This is a genomic window from Mesorhizobium huakuii, from assembly GCF_014189455.1.
Lineage (GTDB): Bacteria > Pseudomonadota > Alphaproteobacteria > Rhizobiales > Rhizobiaceae > Mesorhizobium > Mesorhizobium huakuii_A.
The window spans coordinates 327,405-346,024 of record NZ_CP050296.1 but is presented as its reverse complement, the minus strand read 5'-3'; the positions used below and the strand labels follow the sequence as shown (position 1 = coordinate 346,024).

Sequence of the window (18,620 nt, the reverse complement as noted above, 5' to 3'; positions counted from 1 at the left end):
ATGAAGACGGTCCGGCGCATCCTTCGCATTGTTCTTTATACGCTGCTGATCGTGGTCGCGGGCGCGATCGGCGCACTCGTTGTGCTGACCAAGACCGAGCGCGGACGCGACAATCTCGCCGGCATCATTTCGCGGCTGGCCTCGAACGACGACCGAAAGGTCACCGTCAGCGGCATTGACGGCATCTGGTCGGGCGCGCTCAGCGTCGATCATGTCGTGCTGGAAGACCGCCAGGGCGCGTGGCTGGTGGCGCGCAAGGTGGCCGTCGACTGGTCGCCGCTTTCGCTTTTGTCGAAAAGCTTCAGCGCCGACCGCATCGCGGCCGAGCGCATCGAACTGGCACGTCTGCCGGTGGCCGGCACGCAGCCGCCGGCGCAGGGCGGCACGACGACGCTGCCGGTTTCCATCGACATCAAAGAGATCGACCTGCCGGAAATTGCCCTTGGCCAGCAGCTGGCCGGCAGTGGCATCGCCGAACTCGCTGCCAAGGGGATGCTCAAGGCCGACGCCGCGCCGCTGGCGGTCGAAACGACGCTCAACGTCACCCGCCATGACGGCAAGCAAGGCAATGTTGACGCCAAGATCCATTTTGCGCCGGCGGACAACAGGCTCGACCTCGACCTCAAGGCGTCGGAGCCGGCAGGCGGCATCATCGCCAATCTGCTCAAGCTGCCCAATACGCCGCCGGTCGACATAGCCGTCTCGGGCACGGGACCGCTTGCCAACTGGAACGGCATCGCCACATTCATGGTCGATGGCAAGATCGTTACGCAGCTGACGGGCCGTCATCAACTCACCGACAAGGGCAATCACCTCGAGGCCAAGGGCGACGGTGAGTTCGCGCCTTTCCTGCCGGAAAATTTGCGGCCGCTCTTTGCCGGCAAGACCAGTTTCGATGTCGCCGGCACCGCCACATCGGCCGGCGGCGTCAGCATCGACCGGGCCAGCATCGAAAGCGATGCCATACATGGCGCAGCGACCGGCATCGCCGACCCGGCCGGCGCCAGCGATCTGTCGGTTGAAATTGCCGCCAAAGGCGCCCCTGTGCCGATCACCGTGGGCAATGCGGCACAGCCGATCACGGTGGTCATCCGGAACATCACCGCCCGCGCCTTTGGCGACGGCAAGGCGCCGATCATCGACATCGGTGCTTCGCTGGTTTCTGTGGTTGCGGGCGGCACGCAGCTGAACGATATTTCAGCACAGATCCATTCCGACGGCTTCGACATCCAGAACCGCGCCGGGCCGTTTGCCGTCAAGCTGACCGCGGGTGGCCTGAAGACCGATGTGGCGACGCTGGCGCCGCTGATCACCGGCAAGGTCGACGTCGACCTCGGGGGATCGCTGAGCAAGGACGCCATCACCATCGACCAGGGCACGTTGCGCTCCGATGCGCTGAACGCTTCGCTGACCATGACGGTGGCGCTTGCCGATCTGTCGATGCAGCTCAAGATGAATGCCGATGCGGTATCGACCGCTTTGCCACCGCAGATCAGCTCGGTGCTCGGCGAGCGGGTGAAATTCTCGGCCGCCGCCACCCGCGATCCGCAAGGGGCGTTTGCCGCCAATTCGATCTCGTTGACCTCCGGTTCGCTGAGCGCCAGCGGCACCGCCAGCGCGCAAGGCAGCGACATCCAGGCCGACATCAAGGGCACGCTGGGCGACGTTTCGGTGTTGTCGCCGATGGTCGGCGTGCCGGTTGCCGGCGGTGTCGATTTCGCCCTGTCGGCAAGCGGCCCACGCTCGGCTCCGGATTTCACCGTCTCAGCCGACAGCGACAGCCTGACGGCCTCGGGCCGGACGGTGAAGGCGATCAAGCTGACGGCAAGCGGCAAGGCCGACATAGCCAGCCCCTCGGCTGACGTTTCGCTGACCGGGACCGTCAACGACCAGCCGCTCGACGTCAAGGCGGCGCTGGTGACGAGCGAGGGCAAGCGCTCGATCAACGGTTTCCTCGTTTCGCTGGGCGACAACAAGGTTTCCGGCGACCTGGCGCTCGATGACAAGTTCATGCCTCTCGGCACGCTGACGCTGGCGGCACCGGCAATCGACCAGTTGGCGGCACTCGCTGGCCAGCAGGTGACGGGTGACATCAACGGCACCATCAACTTCGCCAAGGAGGGCGACGCGCCGTCCGTCACTATTGATGCGAAGAGCACCTCGATTGCGCGCGGCGAGGTGACGGCCAAAACGATCGCCGTCAATGCGCTGATCGCCAACTATCTCAAGGCGCCGGCGATCTCGGGCACCATCAAGGCCGACTCGGTTACCTCGGGCGCCACCGAAATCAGCGGCATCGGCGTCGACCTGAAGCGCGACGGCGACTGGACCAATTTCACCGGCGGCGCGACGATCGCGGGTATTCCAGCGACCGCCGCCGGCCGGGTCAAGATCGCCCAGGGCACCACCAGCGTTGAGATCGCCTCGGGCGAAGCCACGGTTCGCGGCATCAAGGCTGCAATCGCGGCACCCTCGACGCTGACCATCGCCAATGGCACGACCAGCATCGAAAAACTGGCGCTCGATGTCGGTGGCGGTTCGGTGATGCTGTCGGGCACCGCCGGCCAGACGCTCGATCTCGCGGCACAGTTTTCCGCGTTGCCGGCGGCCCTGGCCAATGATTTTGCGCCCGGCCTCGATGCAGTGGGCACGCTCGGCGGCACGGCGCAAGTGAAGGGAATGCCGGCTGCTCCGGAGGTTCGGTTCGATGCGCAGCTTGCCGGCGCCGAAACCAGCCAGACCCGCCAGGCCGGGCTCGGGCCGCTCGCAGTCGATGCGGCCGGCAGCTATACCTTGGCCGGCGGCGTCGCCCTCGACCATGCGACGCTGACCGGCGACAAGATTTCCGGCACGGCCTCCGGTACCATCAATCCGAACGGCGCCAGCGACTTTTCGGTGGATCTCACCTCATCCGGCCCCAGCCTGCCGCTGACGGTCGGCAGTGCTGAGAGCCCGGTCAAGATCGAGGTCAAGTCCTTGTCGGCAAAGGTGGCGGGTGAGAGCACGCAGGCCCGCCTGGATGTCTCCGCGATCCTGCCTTCAGTGGCCACCAGCCCGGCGAGAGTGGACGGGCTTGCCTTGGCGCTGCATTCGGACGCGTTCGATCTCAAGAACCGTGCCGGACCGGTTTCCGGTACGGTGTCGGTGGACAAGGTCGGTCTCGACAATGCCGCGATCGCGCCGCTGATCGCCGGCAAGGTTACGGCCGCGCTAAACGCCCGGCTGACGCCGGACGGCGTCGCCATCGACAGCGGCTCGCTCAAGAGCGATGCGCTGAACAGCCAGGTCGCCGGCCAGGTCTCGCTGCGCGACGGTGCCATCGATCTCACGCTGAGTGCGGATGCCCCGTCATCGGCCTTGCCGGCGGCGGCGCGCGGCATGCTTGGCGAACGCGCGCAGATCAGCGCCACGCTGAAGCGCGACCCCAATGGCAGTATCAATGTCGATGGGCTGAAGCTGGTGTCGGGCGCACTGACCGCACAGGGGCAGGCGAGCCTTGCCGACAACAAGCTGGCTGCCGACATCACCGGCGCTCTCGCCGATGTCTCGCTGTTGTCTAAAGACGCCAAGGGCGCCATCGCCTTTACAGTGAATGCCCAGGGGCCGGCGATCGCCCCCGATCTGTCGCTGACGGTCAACAGCGATCGACTGCTGGTGGCTGAGCGCGAGATCACCGGGTTGAAGCTCACCGCCACGGGCAAGGCGGATGCCGCCAACCCGGCGGCGAATGTGCAACTGACCGGCAATGTCGCGGGACAGGCCTTGCAAGGCAGCGCCGTGCTGGCAACGGCGGACGGCAAGAGCGCCATCAATGGCCTGCTGCTGTCGCTGGGCAAGAACCGGATTTCCGGCGATCTGGCGCTTGACGACAAATTCGTGCCTGAGGGCACCATCTCGCTCGACCTGCCCGATATCGGCCCGCTCGCCGCACTGGCACTGGAAAAGGCCGAAGGCGACGTGCGCGGCACGATCGCCTTCACGAAGAACGGCACCGCACCTCAGGTCGCCATCAAGGCAGCCACCGGTTCGATCACGCGCGGCGACTTGCAGGCGAAGGCGGTCTCCATCGACGCGCTGATCGCCAACTATCTCGCTGCACCGGTGATCTCGGGCAAGATCCGCGCCGACACCGTCACGTCGGGTGGCACAGTGATCAGCGGTATCGATGTCGATCTGAAGCGCGACGGCGACTGGACCGGCTTTTCCGGTGGCGCCACCGTCAAGGGCATTCCGGCCAAGGCGGTTGGTCGCGTGAAGGTGGCCAATGGCACCACCACCATCGAGCTCGCTTCCGGCCAGGCGACCGTGCAGGGCATTAAGGCGGCCATCGCCCAGGCCTCGACCGTCAGCATCGCCAACGGCACGACGACGCTGGACCGGCTGGTGCTCAACCTTGGCGGCGGCACGGCGACGGTGACCGGCAAGGTCGGGCAGGCGCTCGACATCAATGCGACGCTGGCAAAGGTGCCGATGTCGCTTGCCAACAGTTTCTCGCCCGGGCTCGATGCCGCCGGTTCGATTTCCGGCACGGTGAAGGTGACGGGCGCGCCGGCAAACCCTGCAGTTGCCTTCAACATAGACGCGGCGGGCGTGCAGACGTCGCAAACCCGCGGTGCCGGTGTCGGCGCGGTGAGCGTGTCCTCGTCCGGCACCTTTGCCGGCAACAAGCTGACCTTCAACGCCAATGTCGGCGATGGCGCGGGCCTCGGCCTCAAGGGCGGCGGCACGGTGACGACGGCGGGCACGCCGGCGCTGGTGCTCGACTTCAACGGCGCCGTGCCATTCGGCATGCTCAGCCAGAAGCTGGCCGCGCAGGGCTTGGCGCTGACGGGGACGGCCAATGTCAATGTCCAGGTGCGCGGTCCGGCGACATCGCCCGTCATCGGCGGCAGCGTCAGCACCTCGGGTGCGCGGCTGGTCGATGCGCGTTCGGGGCTGGCCGTCAACGATCTCACGGCCGATGTGTCGATCAGCGGCGGCGTCGCCCGGATCAACCGGCTGACCGGAACATTGTCGACGCGCGGCAGCCTGTCGGCCAGCGGCACGGTCGGCATCAACCCGGCGCAAGGTTTTCCGGCCGACCTGTCGATCAAGCTCACCGACGGGCGCTATACGGATGGACGCGTAGTGACCGCCAATCTTGGCGGCGACCTGACGATCAAGGGGCCGCTGACATCGGCACCGGTGATTGCCGGCACCGTCAATCTCGCCAAGACCGTCATCACGGTTCCGGATAAATTGCCCGGCTCGCTCTCGGCTCTGGACGTCAAGCACAAGAACGCGCCCGGCACCGTCAGGGCGCAGGACAAGGCGCTGCGTCCGGCGACGACGTCAGGCAAGAGCGGCGGCAGCGGGCTTGCGCTCGACGTCACCGTCAACGCGCCGAACCAGATCTTCATCCAGGGCAGGGGCGTCGATGCAGAACTCGGCGGTTCGCTCAAACTGACCGGCCCGGCCTCGTCGCCGCAGGCGGTCGGCACCTTCACCCTGCAGCGCGGGCGGCTGTCGATCCTCGGCAAGCGGCTGACCTTCACGGAAGGTACCGTCGGCTTCTCCGGCTCGCTGGTGCCCTACCTCAACCTGACCGCGACCACGACGACAACCAGCGCTACCGTCACCATCGTGGTGTCGGGCGAGGCGACCAATCCGAAATTCACCTTCTCCTCGGTGCCAGCGCTGCCTGAGGACGAGGTGCTGGCACAACTGATCTTTGGCCGCTCGATGTCGAACCTGTCGCCGCTGCAGATCGCGCAACTGGCCGAAGCCGCCGCGCAGCTGGCCGGCGTTGGCGGATCGACCTCGCTGCTTGAAAACCTGCGCAGCGCCATCGGCGTCGACTATCTCGATGTGACCACGGACAGCCAGGGCGGCACGGCGGTCTCGGCCGGCAAATACCTGAACGACCGTACCTATGTGACCATCCAGAAGGGTGACAAGCCAGGTTCGGGCAAGGCGACCATCGACCTCAATGTCGGGCGCGGCGTCAAGTTGCGTGGCGAGGCGACCGACGCCGGCGAGGCCAAGGGCGGCATCTTCTACGAAAAGGAATATTGAGGGGCTGGCCCTCACCATGGCCGAGACTGGTGCTGTCGTAACTGATGTAAATGTTTCAGTTTAATCGCCTAAAAGAGATTTAGGCGAAATCTGGGCGCACTAGCAAATTTGCGTCAAGACTGTCGTTATCACGCGAACCGCCCCCCTTCCAAAGTTGCACATTCGCTAACATGTTCCCATCCCACGCTGTCTTTGACATCATGGCCTGGATGCGGAATGTTAAAAGGCGGAAAGCCAACAATGGGAGTTAAGTCATGACGATCTACAAGAGTAACGGCGATCGCGTTCCGGATCACATCCTGGCCATGGCCGAAGAAGCCAAGGCAGGCAATGTGGACCGCCGCGAATTCCTGGCCATGGCCAGCGTCTTCGGCGCCTCGACGGCCATGGCCTACGGCCTGCTCGGCCTCGCCGATCCGACGCCGGCCAAGGCAGAGGACGTGAAGGGCAAGAAGGGCGGCACGCTGAAGGTCGCGCAATGGATCAAGGATCCGAAGGATCCGCGCAAGGCCGACTGGTCGGAAATCGCGGATGCCGAGCGCCAGGCGCTCGAGCCGCTGGTCAAGTACACCACCGAATACACGTTCCGCCCCTATCTCCTGGAAAGCTGGGACGTCAATGACGACGCCACGCAGTACACGCTGCATGTGCGCAAGGGCGTGACGTGGTCGAACGGCGATCCCTTCACCGCCGATGACGTCATCTTCAACCTGAAGCGCTGGGCCGACAAGAAGGCCGAAGGCAATTCCATGCCCGGCCGTCTCGGCTCGCTGGTCAAGGACGACAAGCTCGACGAAAGCGCCGTGACCAAGCCGGACGATCACACGGTCGTGCTGAAGCTCACCAAGCCCGACATCGCGCTCATTCCGAACATGTGCGACTATCCCGGTCTCATCGTCCACAAGAGTTTCGATGAGAAGGGCGGCGATTTCAAATCCTGCCCGATCGGCACCGGACCGTTCGAACTCGTCTCCTACGATGTCGGCCAGAAGGTGGTCTACAAGCGCCGTGCCGACGACAAGTGGTGGGACGGCGAGGTGTTCCTCGACGGTATCGAGTTCATCGACTACGGCACCGATCCGGCTGCCATGGTCAGTGCCTTCGAAGCCGGCGAAGTGCACACCAACTTCGAGACCTCGGCCGACTATGTGTCGATCCTCGATGGCATGAACCTGGTGAAGTCGGAAGTGGTGACCGCGGCGACCATCGTCTGCCGCACCAACATCAAGAACAAGCCCTATGACAACCAGAAGGTGCGTCAGGCGCTGCAGCTCGGTGTCGACAACGCCGTCGTTCTCCAGCTTGGCTACGGCAATGCCGGCACTGTCGCCGAGAACCACCATGTCTGCGCCATTCATCCGGAATATTTCGAGCTGCCGAAGATCAAGCGCGATCCGGCCAAGGCGAAGGCACTGATGGCGGAAGCCGGTCAGGCCGACTTCGAGCACGAACTGATCACCGTCGACGAGGACTGGCACAAGAACACCGGCGACGCCATCGCCGCGCAGTTGCGCGACGCTGGCATCAAGGTGAAGCGCACCGTGCTGCCGGGTTCGACGTTCTGGAACGACTGGACGAAGTATCCGCTGTCGATGACCAACTGGAACATGCGCCCGCTCGGCGTCCAGGTTCTGGCCATTGCCTATCGCACCGGTGAAGCCTGGAACGAGGCGGCCTGGTCGAATCCCGACTGGGATGCCAAGCTCAACGCAGCGCTTTCGGTCGCCGATGCCGCCAAGCGCAAGGAGATGATGAAGGATATCGAGCAGATCCTGCAGGATTCCGGCATCATCATCCAGCCGTACTGGCGCAAGCTCTTCAGCCACTCGGTCAAGGCGGTGCAGAACTACAAGATGCATCCGACCTATGAGCACGACTACGGCAAGGTCTGGCTCGACCAGGCCTGATCCGGATCGAAGGGGAAGGGGCGTTGCCCCTTTCCCCTCGTTCTCTTGCAGCGATCTGAAGCCACGAGTGTGCACTGCAAAAAAATTGCGGACTCCCCGGATAAGGTCATGCAATAAATCAGGAACTGATTGCATCCGAGGGCCTGTCTGACAGCCAGCCCGCCGGTAACGGTGGACAAGGCTTTGGAGCCGGCTCAAACCCCAACCCCGTCGGCAGGGGGCCGCCATGCTTTCTTTCATTATCAGGCGTCTCGGCACCATGGCATTGACGATGCTGTGCCTGACGATGATCGTCTTCTTCCTGATCAACCTCGAGCCCAATCTGAAAAAGCTGGCGATCAGCCAGACCGAAATGCACACATCGGCCGAGCAGCTCGAGAGCTGGCTGGTCGAACATGGCTACCGGCAGAATTTCTTCATCCGTTACGGCCAGTGGCTCGGCGTCCTGCCCAAGCAACCGGTGACCGATCCGGCGACCGGCAAGCCGGCGCAGCGCTTCACCTTCTGCAACGATCCCGTGGTGCCGACCTTCGCCGGCGTCCTGCAGGGCGATTTCGGCTGCTCGACCAAATTCAAGGCGACGGTAGCCTCCAAGCTGTTTCCGGCACTTGGCGCGACCGGCATCCTGATGTTCTGGGTGCTGGCGGTCATGGTTCCGATCTCGCTCCTGATCGGCATCCTGGCCGGCATGCGCGAGGGTTCGCGGACCGACCGGGTGCTGTCCGTTGCCTCCATCGCCTCGACGGCGACGCCTGAATATGTGTCGGGCGTCATCTTCACCGTCATCTTCGCCTCATGGCTCGGCTGGCTGAACGGGTCGGCGGCGTCCGCCAGCCAAGGCATCACTTTCTACAACTTCACGCTGCCGGTGATGACGCTGGCGATCTACGGTATCGGCTATATCGCGCGCATGACGCGCGCCTCGATGGTCGAGGTTATGACGCAGCAATATATCCGCACCGCCCGCTTGAAGGGGCTCTCCTTCGGCAGTGTGGTGGTCAAGCATGCGTTGCGCAACGCGCTGATCGCGCCTTTCACTGTCATCATGCTGCAGTTCCCCTGGCTGCTCACCGGTGTCGTCATCGTCGAGGTGATGTTCCGCTACCAGGGCTTCGGCTACACGCTGGTCGAAGCTGCCGGCAACAACGACATCGACCTTTTGCTCGGCTGCTCGCTGGTCTCGGTGTTCATCGTCTTGATTACGCAGCTCATTTCCGATGTCGGCTACGCGTTTCTCAATCCGCGTATCAGGGTTCAGTAGGGGACGAAGCGGATGCAGGTCCAATATATCGGCGCCTTTACCATCATCCTCGAAGTGCTTTCGCGCTTCTGGCCGGTGTGGATCGCGCTCGTCATCGTCATGGGGGCGAGCTTCACCTACAAGAAGAAGCTCGCGCTCTACGGCCAATTGTTCGACAGCGGCGTCGGCATCGTCGGCGTCGGCATCTGCCTGTTCTGGCTGTTCACGGCGATCTTCGCATCGACCATCTCGCCTTTCGATCCGCTGGCGCAGGTGCCCGTCATGAAGGACACGCTGCCCGGCGCCATCGAGCCGCAATCGGGGCTGGTCTATCTGTTCGGCGGCGACAAGCTGGCGCGCGACGTGTTCTCGCGCATGGTCTATGGCAGCCAGATCGTGCTGATCATCGCGCCTGCGGCGACCGGCTTCGCGCTGATGGTCGGCATCACCCTCGGCCTGCCGGCCGGCTATTACGGCGGCAAGATCGACACCGTGCTGTCGTTCCTGGCCAATCTGGTGCTGGCCTTCCCGGTTATCCTGTTGTTCTACCTCTTGGTGACGCCGGGGATCATGGACACGCCGATCCCCTATGCGCTGGCCGGCGTCTTCTTCCTGTTTCCGATCATCTTCTTCTGCGTGCTGTTCTGGACACGCTTCAAGAACCGGCCGGACCGGATCTACATCCTGCTCGGCCTGACGCTGATCATTGGCGGCTGGATCTACCTCGGGCTTGTCTTCGACAGGGACCCGCTGCACATCGTCCACATCGACCCCAACCAGCTCAACATCTTCGTGGCGGTGGTGTTTGCCTCCAGTCCCGGCGTGTTCCGCATCGTGCGTGGCCTGGTGATGGACATCAAGACGCGCGACTATGTGGCGGCGGCGCAGACGCGCGGTGAATCGCCCTGGTACATCATGCTGTGGGAGATCCTGCCCAATGCGCGCGGACCGCTGATCGTCGATGCCTGCCTGCGCATCGGCTACACGACGATCCTGCTCGGCACGCTCGGTTATTTCGGCCTCGGCCTGGCGCCGGAAAGCCCCGACTGGGGTACGGCGATCAAGGACGCCAGCCGGCTGCTGCGCTCCTTCATCCATCCGGCGCTGCCGCCGACGATCGCGCTGATGTCGTTCGTGCTGGGGCTCAACCTGTTGGCCGACTCGTTGCGTGAGCAATCGATGAAAGATTGATTGACGGGCTTCGGCCCGCATCTGGTAAAATTGGATTGGAGCGACCCATGAACGAGGCAGTTCGAAATCCCGCGGCACCGATCATCGAGATCGAAAACCTGTCGATCTCCTTCTTCACCCGTAAGGGCGAGATACCGGCCGTCATGGATTTTTCCTGCACGGTCATGCCGGGCGAAGCGATGGGCATTGTCGGGGAATCCGGCTGCGGCAAGTCGACCGTGTCGCTCGGCATCATGCGCGACCTCTCCAACATCGGAAAGATCGTCGGCGGCAAGATCAAGTTCCAGGGCAAGGACATGGGCGAGCTCTCCGACGAGGAGCTGCGCGCCATCCGTGGCAACAAGATCGCCATGATCTACCAGGAGCCGATGGCCAGCCTCAATCCGGCGATGAAGGTCGGCCAGCAGCTGATGGAAGTGCCGCTCATCCACGACAAGGTGTCGAAGGAAGAGGCCTACAAACGCGCCCTCGACATGGTGCGCTCGGTCAAGCTTCCCGACCCCGAGCGCATGATGCGCTCCTACCCGCACCAGCTCTCGGGCGGCCAGCAGCAGCGCATCGTCATCGCCATGGCGCTGCTGTCGAAGCCGGCGCTGCTGCTGCTCGACGAGCCGACGACGGCGCTCGACGTGACGGTGGAGGCGGGTATCGTCGAACTGGTCAAGGGGCTGGGCGAGAAGTTCGGCACGTCGATGATCTTCGTGTCGCACAATCTCGGCCTCATCCTGGAAACCTGCGACCGCATCACGGTGATGTATTCGGGCGAGGCGGTGGAGACCGGCAAGATCAAGGACGTGTTCGACCGGATGCGCCATCCCTATACGCAGGGGCTGTTCCGTTCGATCCCGCTGCCGGGCGCCGACAAGAACTCGCGGCCGCTGATTGCCATACCCGGGCAATTGCCGCTGCCGCATGAGCGGCCGAAGGGCTGCAATTTCGGCCCGCGCTGCCACCATTTCGTCGAGGGCGTCTGCAACGCCGCCGAAATCCCGATGATCGAGGTCGCCGGCCACGAGGGCCATTTCTCGCGCTGCGTGCGCTTCAACGAGATCGACTGGGAGGCGCTGCCGCCCGGCGCCAAGAAGGTCAATGAGCGCGTCGTGCCCGGCGCGCCGGTGCTCAAGATCGAGGATCTGCGGAAATACTACAAGGTCGGCGGCAGCGAGGTGTTCGGCTCGAGCGAAGGTCGTGTCGTCAAGGCCAACGAGACCATTTCGTTCATGGCGCGCGAATCCGAGACCGTCGCCATCGTCGGCGAGTCCGGCTGCGGAAAGTCGACGCTGGCCAAGGTGCTGCTTGGACTGGAGACGGCAAGTGCCGGCACGGTGACTTTGGGCAACAAGGAAATCCAATCGACCGGCATCGAGAGCCGCAGCGTCGAAACTGTGTCGTCGATCCAGATGGTGTTCCAGAACCCGTTCGACACGCTCAACCCCAGCCATTCGGTCGGCTCGCAGATCATCCGCACGCTGGAGAAATTCAATGTCGGCAAGACGGTCGCCGACCGGCGCAAGCGCATGCTCGAACTGCTCGACCTGGTGAAGCTGCCGCGCGCCTTCGAGACGCGCAAGCCACGCCAGCTGTCCGGCGGCCAGAAGCAGCGCATCGGCGTGGCGCGTGCCTTTGCCGGCGATGCCAAGGTGGTGGTGGCCGACGAGCCGGTCTCGGCACTCGACGTGTCGGTGCAGGCGGCGGTGACCGAACTGTTGATGGACATCCAGCGCAAGAACAAGACGACGATGCTGTTCATCAGCCACGATTTGTCGGTCGTGCGCTACATCGCCGACCGCGTCGTCGTCATGTATCTCGGCTACATCGTCGAGCAAGGCACGACCGACCAGATCTTCGCGCCGCCCTATCACCCCTATACCGAGGCGCTGTTGTCGGCGATCCCGATCGCCGACACCAGCGTGGTCAAACGGCACATCGTGCTGGAGGGCGATATCCCCTCGGCGATGAACCCGCCGACCGGCTGTCCGTTCCAGACGCGCTGCGGCTACAAGAAGCTGGTGCCCGACAATCTGTGCGAAACCAAGGTGCCGCCGGTCAAGCATCTCGGCGACGGCCATATGAGCCTGTGCTGGCTGGCCGACGACGTGCTGGCGAAGATGGAACCGGTGATCAAGTTCGACAAGGAGCATGCAGCCCACGAAGGCGTGCCGGAAGACGCGCCGCATGTCACGGATGCAGGCTCGACGGCCGCCGCGCCCAAGCGTCCGCGCGGCAAGAAGCCGAGTTGAGAGGCTAAGGCCGAGGCGCGTTCAGTTGCTGCATTGTTGCAACTGAACGGCATAGTCCCGCGCCATCTTCTCCGTCGCCCTTGCATAGCCCTGTACGCCGGCATCGCCCCGGTTGCCCCGGCCATAGGCGGTCCAGCCGAGATAGTAGGCGAGGTAGAGATTGTAGGTGTCGTTGCGGGCGACGCCGTAGGTATCTGCTGTCTTGGAATGATACCAGCCGACGAAATCGACGGCGTCGGCGAACTTGGTGCGCCGCGCCGCCCAATTGCCGGTTTCGCGCTGATATTGCGACCAGGTGCCGTCCAGTGCCTGCGAGAAACCGGTGGCCGACGAGACGTGCTTCCACGGAATGAAGCCAAGCAGCTTGGTGCGTGGCGGCCGGGCATTGCTCTTGAAACCGGATTCCTTGCGCACCGTCGCCATCAGCACCGGCACCGGCACGCCATATTTCTGCTCTGTGCGTTCGGCCGCCGACTGCCAATTGTCGAACCAGCCATCATTCTGGTCGAAGACGGCGCAGACATTGTTGATGTGGCTGGGCGCGGTCGCGCAGGCCGACAATGCCAGCAACACGCCAACCGCTACAATTTTACTAAAACTCGACCTACGCATGGGATGAGCAATAGGCCGAAATCATAAAAGGAATCTTGCTGCCGCCGTTAACGCTTCGCCGGAGTCGGCGCTTGGGGAAATGCCATATCGATATTGCGACGCTTGGTGTCGATTTTTATAAAATGATATTGCACAAATGCCGCCGTGGCTAAAATCGCGCCTGTAGACGACGCATTTCTGACAGCTCATCCGGCTTGCCGAGGCTTTGATGCCTGGCATGAACGAACCAAGACGCAAGCGCGGCGCCGAGCGCACCAGCAACCGGGGGCCAGCGCCCATCCCGCAACTGCCGCACAGGCGCGTGACCAATCCCTATCCGCCGATGGCGTTGCTGTCGCCAGATCAGATCGAGGCGATCCACCAGGCGTCGATGCATATTTTGGAGAATTTCGGCATCGAGGTGATGAGCCCGCGCGCGCTGTCGCTGTTCGAGAAGGCGGGTGCTGTGGTTGATCACGCCTCGGCGAATGTCCGCATCGATCGCGGCATGGTCGCCGAGGCGCTGAAGACGACGCGGTCCAACTATACGCTGACACCCCGCAACCCGGCCAACACGATCCATCTTGGCGGCAACACCATCAATTTCACGCTGGTCGCCGGCCCGCCCAATGTGCATGACATGGAACGCGGCCGCCGCGCCGGAAACTTGCGCGACTATGCCGATCTCACCCGGCTGGCGCAGCATTTCAACTGCGTCCATATGCTCGGCAACCAGGTCTGCGCACCGGTTGAACTGCCGGCCAATTCGCGCCATCTCGACACCTACTTCACCAATCTGACGCTGACCGATAAGAGCTTCCATGTCTCGGCGATCGGCCGGGGCAGGGCGCTGGACGGCATCGAGATGATGGCGATCGCGCGCGGGCTGACGCTGGACCAGCTGCGCGACGATCCCGGCATCGCCACCATCATCTCGGTCAACTCGCCGCGCCGCTTCGACGAGATGATGGCCGAGGGGCTGATGACCATGGCCGAGTTCGGCCAGTCGGTGGCGGTGACGCCGTTCACGCTGATGGGGGCGATGAGCCCGGTGACGCTGGCGGGTGCTCTGGCGCAGCAGAATGCCGAGGCGCTGTTCGGCGTCGTGCTGACGCAGCTGGTGCGGCCGGGGGCGCCGGTGATGTATGGCGCCTTCACCTCCAATGTCGACATGAAGTCGGGCGCGCCGGCCTTCGGCACGCCTGAAAACACCAAGGCCAACATCGCCTCGGGGCAATTGGCGCGGCGCTACGGGCTGCCCTACCGGACGACGCCGGGCTCGGCTTCCAACGCGGCGGACGCGCAAGGCGCCTATGAGACGCTGATGGCGCTGTGGGGCGCCGTGCTCGGCCATGGCAACCTCGTCTACCACGCCGCCGGCTGGCAGGAGGGCGGGCTAACGGCGTCCTTCGAAAAATTCATCATCGATGTCGAGATGATCCAGCACATGATGGAGTTCCTGCGGCCGATCGTGGTCGACGAGGCCGAGCTTGCCGTCGAGGCGCTGGGCGCGGTGCCGACCGGCGGCCATTTCTTCGGCGAGCCGCACACGCTGGAACGTTACGCCACCGCCTTCTACCAGCCGATGCTGTCCAACTGGCAGAATTTTGAGGCCTGGCAGGAGGCCGGGGGGCTCGACGCGACCGCGCGCGCGACACGGCTGTGGAAGAAGGCGCTGGAAGACTATGTCGAGCCGGCGATGGATATCGCCGTGCGCGAGGCGCTGGAGGCATACATGGCCAGGCGCAAGGAAGCGATCGGGCAGGGGGAGCCGTGAAACCTCCCATCCCGATTCATCTCACCCACCCAATCCGTTGATATCAGAGAAAAATCCATGAAATCGCATGCAAAGGTCGTGGTCATTGGCGGCGGGGTCGTCGGGTGTTCCGTGCTGTTCCATCTCGCCCGCCATGGCTGGACCGACGTGGTGCTTCTGGAGCGCGACGAGCTGACCTCCGGCTCGACCTGGCACGCGGCTGGCGGCATGCACACGATCAATGGCGACCCCAACGTCGCCAAGCTCCAGAAATACACGATCAGCCTCTACAAGGAGATCGAGGAGCTGTCGGGACAGGCGACCGGCGTGCACCTGACCGGCGGTGTGCTGCTTGCCGCGACCGAGGCGCGGCTGGACTGGCTGCGCGGTGTCGTCGCCAAGGGCCGCTATCTCGGCATCGACCTGGAAGTGATCTCACCGAGAGAGGCGGCCGAGCTGATGCCGCTGCTCGATCCCAAGCAGTTCGTCGGCGCCGTCAGGAACAAGGAGGACGGCCATCTCGATCCGTCGGGCGTCACCCATGCCTATGCCAAGGCCGCGCGGAAACTGGGTGCCGAGGTCGAGCGCTTCACCAAGGTCGAGGACATTGTGCGGCGGCCCGACGGGATGTGGCGCGTCATCACCAACAAGGGTGAGGTGGTGGCCGAACATGTCGTCAATGCCGGCGGCCTGTGGGCGCGCGAGGTCGGCCGCATGGTCGGGCTCGAACTGCCGGTGCTGGCCATGGAGCACATGTACCTGATCACCGAGGACATGCCGGAAGTCGCCGCCTGGAACGCCAAGACGGGTACGGAGATCATCCACGCTGTCGATTTCGACGGCGAACTTTACCTGCGCCAGGAACGCGGCGGCATGCTGATGGGCACCTATGAGAAGGCCAACAAGCCATGGTCGGAAAACCAGACGCCATGGAATTTCGGCCATGAATTGCTCGAGCCTGACATCGACCGTATCGCGCCGTCGCTCGAAGTCGGATTCCGGCATTTCCCGGCCTTCCAGCACACCGGCATCAAGCAGATCATAAACGGGCCGTTCACCTTCGCGCCCGATGGCAACCCGCTGGTGGGGCCGGTGCGCGGCCTTCCCGGCTTCTGGGTCGCTTGCGGCGTCATGGCCGGCTTTTCGCAGGGCGGCGGCGTCGGCCTGGCACTGTCGAACTGGATGATCGAGGGCGACCCCGGCGCTGACATCTGGGCGATGGATGTGGCGCGCTACGGTGACTGGGCGACGATGGCTTACACCAACGCCAAGGTGCGCGAGAACTATTCCAGGCGCTTTTCCATCCGCTTCCCCAATGAGGAACTGCCCGCCGGCCGGCCGTTGAAGACGACGCCGGTCTACGATCTTCTGTCGGCCAAGGGCGCGCAATGGGGCGTCGCCTATGGGCTGGAAGTGCCGCTCTGGTATGCACCGGAAGGCATCACGGACGAGTTCTCCTGGCGGCGTTCCAGCGATTTCACGCATGTCGCCAGGGAGGTCGCGACGGTTCGCGACGGCGTCGGCCTGGCGGAGATTTCGAGCTTCGCCAAATACAAGGTGACGGGCGAGGGGGCTGCTGCCTGGCTCGACCGCATGCTTGCTTGCAAACTGCCGAAGCCCGGCCGCATGACGCTGGCGCCGATGCTGAAGGACGATGGCAGACTGATCGGCGATTTCACGCTGGCCAATCTGGGCAGCGATGGCTGGTTCCTCGCCGGCTCCGGCATTGCCGAGCAATATCACATGCGCTGGTTCGAGGCGCATCTGCCTGGAGACGGCTCGGTCCATGTCGAGGCGCTGGGCGCGAAACTCACGGGCCTTGCGATTGCCGGGCCGAAGGCGCGGGAAGTGCTGGCCAAGGTCAGCCGCGCGGATGTTTCGAACGCGGCATTTCCGTTCATGGCGATGGCCAGGATGGATATCGGCATGGCGCCGTGCCTGGTCGGCCGCGTCAGCTATACCGGCGATCTCGGCTACGAGATCTGGGTGGCGCCGGAATATCAGCGCGCGGCTTATCATGCACTGATGGCGGCGGGCGAAGAATTCGGCATCGGCCTGTTCGGCTCGCGGGCTCTGAATGCGCTCAGGCTGGAGAAGAACTACGGCTCATGGGGGCGCGAATACCGGCCGATCTACGGGCCGCTGGAAGCCGGGCTCGACCGCTTCGTCGCCTATGGCAAGGAGGCGGATTTCATCGGCAAGGCGGCGGCACTGGCCGAGCGCAAGCAAGGCGGCAAATTGCGGCTGCGCAGCTTCATTGTCGACACCGATGATGCCGATGTCATCGGCGACGAACCGATCTGGTTCGGTGGCGCGGTGCGCGGCTGGGTGACGTCGGGCGGCCATGCCCACCATTCGAAAAAGTCGGTCGCCGTCGGCTATGTGCCGAAGGAGATCGCCGATGAGAGCGACGGCTTCGAAATCGAGCTGCTGGGCAAGCGCCATGCGGCGCGCATTCAAGCGGCGCCGCTGTTCGATGCGAATTTCGAACGGATGCGGGGATGAGGGCTCACCCCCGCATGGAGCATCAGGCCTTGCTGCGGTTGTCCAGCGCGAAGGCGCCGGCGCCGGCGAAGACCAGATAGAGGAAGATGAAGCAGAAGGAGATTGCCGCGTCGCCGCCATTGTTGGCCGGGAAGAAGTCGCGCGGGTAGTGCGCCATGAAATAGGCGATGGCCATTTCACCGGCCAGGAGGAACGCGACCGGGCGCGTGAACAGGCCAAGAGCCAAGAGAATGCCGCCGGCGAATTCGAGGATAGCAGCGGTTGTCGTCAGCCCAGTGAGGGCGTGAGGCTCGGCGCTGATGGGGAAGTTGAACAGTTTCTGGCTGCCGTGCTCGATAAACTGCAGCGCGGTCATGATGCGCAGCACGCCGAGCGCCTGCGGTCGGTATCGGGAGAGCCCTTCGAAAAGCTTCATCTAAAACTCCATTTTCACCCTCCCGATCCGGCCATAGATTGTTGCCCGGCGATGGACCATTCACTTCCCATGGCGTGCCATCAACAATCGGTGATTGGAAATGTTCACCGGTATGCTCTTTGATATTGTTCTCGCTTGGGTTGCATTTGTATCGCTATGGTTGTATTGACATGGGCACCCTAAACATGTGGATTCCCTTGCCATGAAAAAAGCCGTCATCAGCCTATTCGCACTCCTTGCAGGCACCAGCTTCGCCATGGCGGAGGACGCCGGCTGCGAGGCCTTCAAATGGCCGGTGACGCGCGAACAGGCGCTGTTTGCCGCGGCGCCCGCAGCACCGCCTGGAGCGACGCTGGCGGTGGGCGCTGCCGCGGATCTGGCACTGGTCCCGGCGGAGAAAGCCGGTTTCACGCTGCCGCCCGAGCGCGCGCCGGCGGAGGGCACGTTCGGTGCCGTCGCCAGCGTGGAGGTGCCGGCCGAAGGCGCCATTCAGATCAGCCTGTCGGGCGAGGCCTGGATCGATGTCATCCAGGACGGCAAGGCGGTGAAATCGGCGGGCTATAGCGGCGTGAAAACCTGCCCCGGCATCCGCAAGAGCGTGCGCTTCAAGCTCGCGGCCGGACCGGCCACCGTCCAGTTCAGTGGTGCGAAGAAGGCTGAGCTGAAGGTCGCGGTGCTGACGCCGGAATAAGACGGCCAGGCAGAGGCATGCGGCCTTTCA

General features: G+C 63.8%; 10 protein-coding genes. 8 read left to right on the top strand and 2 right to left on the bottom strand.

What is annotated here, in order from left to right:
• The 5 genes from HB778_RS01665 (at window position 1) to HB778_RS01645 (ending at window position 12,632) form a co-directional block, all read left to right on the top strand.
• The gene (locus HB778_RS01665) at window positions 1-6,054 is read left to right on the top strand and encodes a translocation/assembly module TamB domain-containing protein (protein WP_183460954.1); all 6,054 of its coding nucleotides are present in this window, start codon (window positions 1-3) and stop codon (window positions 6,052-6,054) included.
• Between the two features lie 254 nt (window positions 6,055-6,308).
• Window positions 6,309-7,961: an ABC transporter substrate-binding protein gene (locus HB778_RS01660; protein ID WP_183460952.1), complete on the top strand. Its 1,653-nt coding sequence runs from the start codon at window positions 6,309-6,311 to the stop codon at window positions 7,959-7,961.
• A gap of 226 nt (window positions 7,962-8,187) precedes the next feature.
• On the top strand, window positions 8,188-9,222 hold the full coding sequence (locus HB778_RS01655; protein WP_183460950.1) for an ABC transporter permease: 1,035 nt from the start codon (window positions 8,188-8,190) through the stop codon (window positions 9,220-9,222).
• A gap of 12 nt (window positions 9,223-9,234) precedes the next feature.
• The gene (locus HB778_RS01650; protein WP_183460949.1) at window positions 9,235-10,392 is read left to right on the top strand and encodes an ABC transporter permease; all 1,158 of its coding nucleotides are present in this window, start codon (window positions 9,235-9,237) and stop codon (window positions 10,390-10,392) included.
• 47 nt (window positions 10,393-10,439) lie between these two features.
• Window positions 10,440-12,632: a dipeptide ABC transporter ATP-binding protein gene (locus HB778_RS01645; protein WP_183460947.1), complete on the top strand. Its 2,193-nt coding sequence runs from the start codon at window positions 10,440-10,442 to the stop codon at window positions 12,630-12,632.
• 21 nt (window positions 12,633-12,653) lie between these two features.
• Here HB778_RS01645 and HB778_RS01640 read toward each other — a convergent pair whose 3' ends face one another.
• Window positions 12,654-13,244: a transglycosylase SLT domain-containing protein gene (locus HB778_RS01640; protein WP_183460945.1), complete on the bottom strand. Its 591-nt coding sequence runs from the start codon at window positions 13,242-13,244 to the stop codon at window positions 12,654-12,656.
• A gap of 217 nt (window positions 13,245-13,461) precedes the next feature.
• Here HB778_RS01640 and HB778_RS01635 point away from each other — a divergent pair, with 217 nt between their 5' ends.
• Together HB778_RS01635 and HB778_RS01630 are read left to right on the top strand one after the other, a co-directional pair.
• Window positions 13,462-15,000, top strand: a complete 1,539-nt coding sequence (locus tag HB778_RS01635) for a trimethylamine methyltransferase family protein (protein WP_183460943.1) — start codon at window positions 13,462-13,464, stop codon at window positions 14,998-15,000.
• Window positions 15,001-15,057: 57 nt separating this feature from the next.
• Window positions 15,058-17,484, top strand: coding sequence for a GcvT family protein (locus HB778_RS01630; protein WP_183460941.1), 2,427 nt, complete (start codon window positions 15,058-15,060; stop codon window positions 17,482-17,484).
• A gap of 22 nt (window positions 17,485-17,506) precedes the next feature.
• On the opposite strand, the gene HB778_RS01625 is transcribed toward HB778_RS01630, so the two are convergent.
• A complete protein-coding gene (locus HB778_RS01625) occupies window positions 17,507-17,899 on the bottom strand; it encodes a DoxX family protein (RefSeq protein ID WP_183460939.1) in 393 nt (130 codons plus the stop codon).
• Window positions 17,900-18,101: 202 nt separating this feature from the next.
• Here HB778_RS01625 and HB778_RS01620 point away from each other — a divergent pair, with 202 nt between their 5' ends.
• The gene (locus tag HB778_RS01620) at window positions 18,102-18,590 is read left to right on the top strand and encodes a hypothetical protein (protein WP_183460937.1); all 489 of its coding nucleotides are present in this window, start codon (window positions 18,102-18,104) and stop codon (window positions 18,588-18,590) included.
• The last annotated feature ends 30 nt before the right edge of the window (window positions 18,591-18,620 follow it).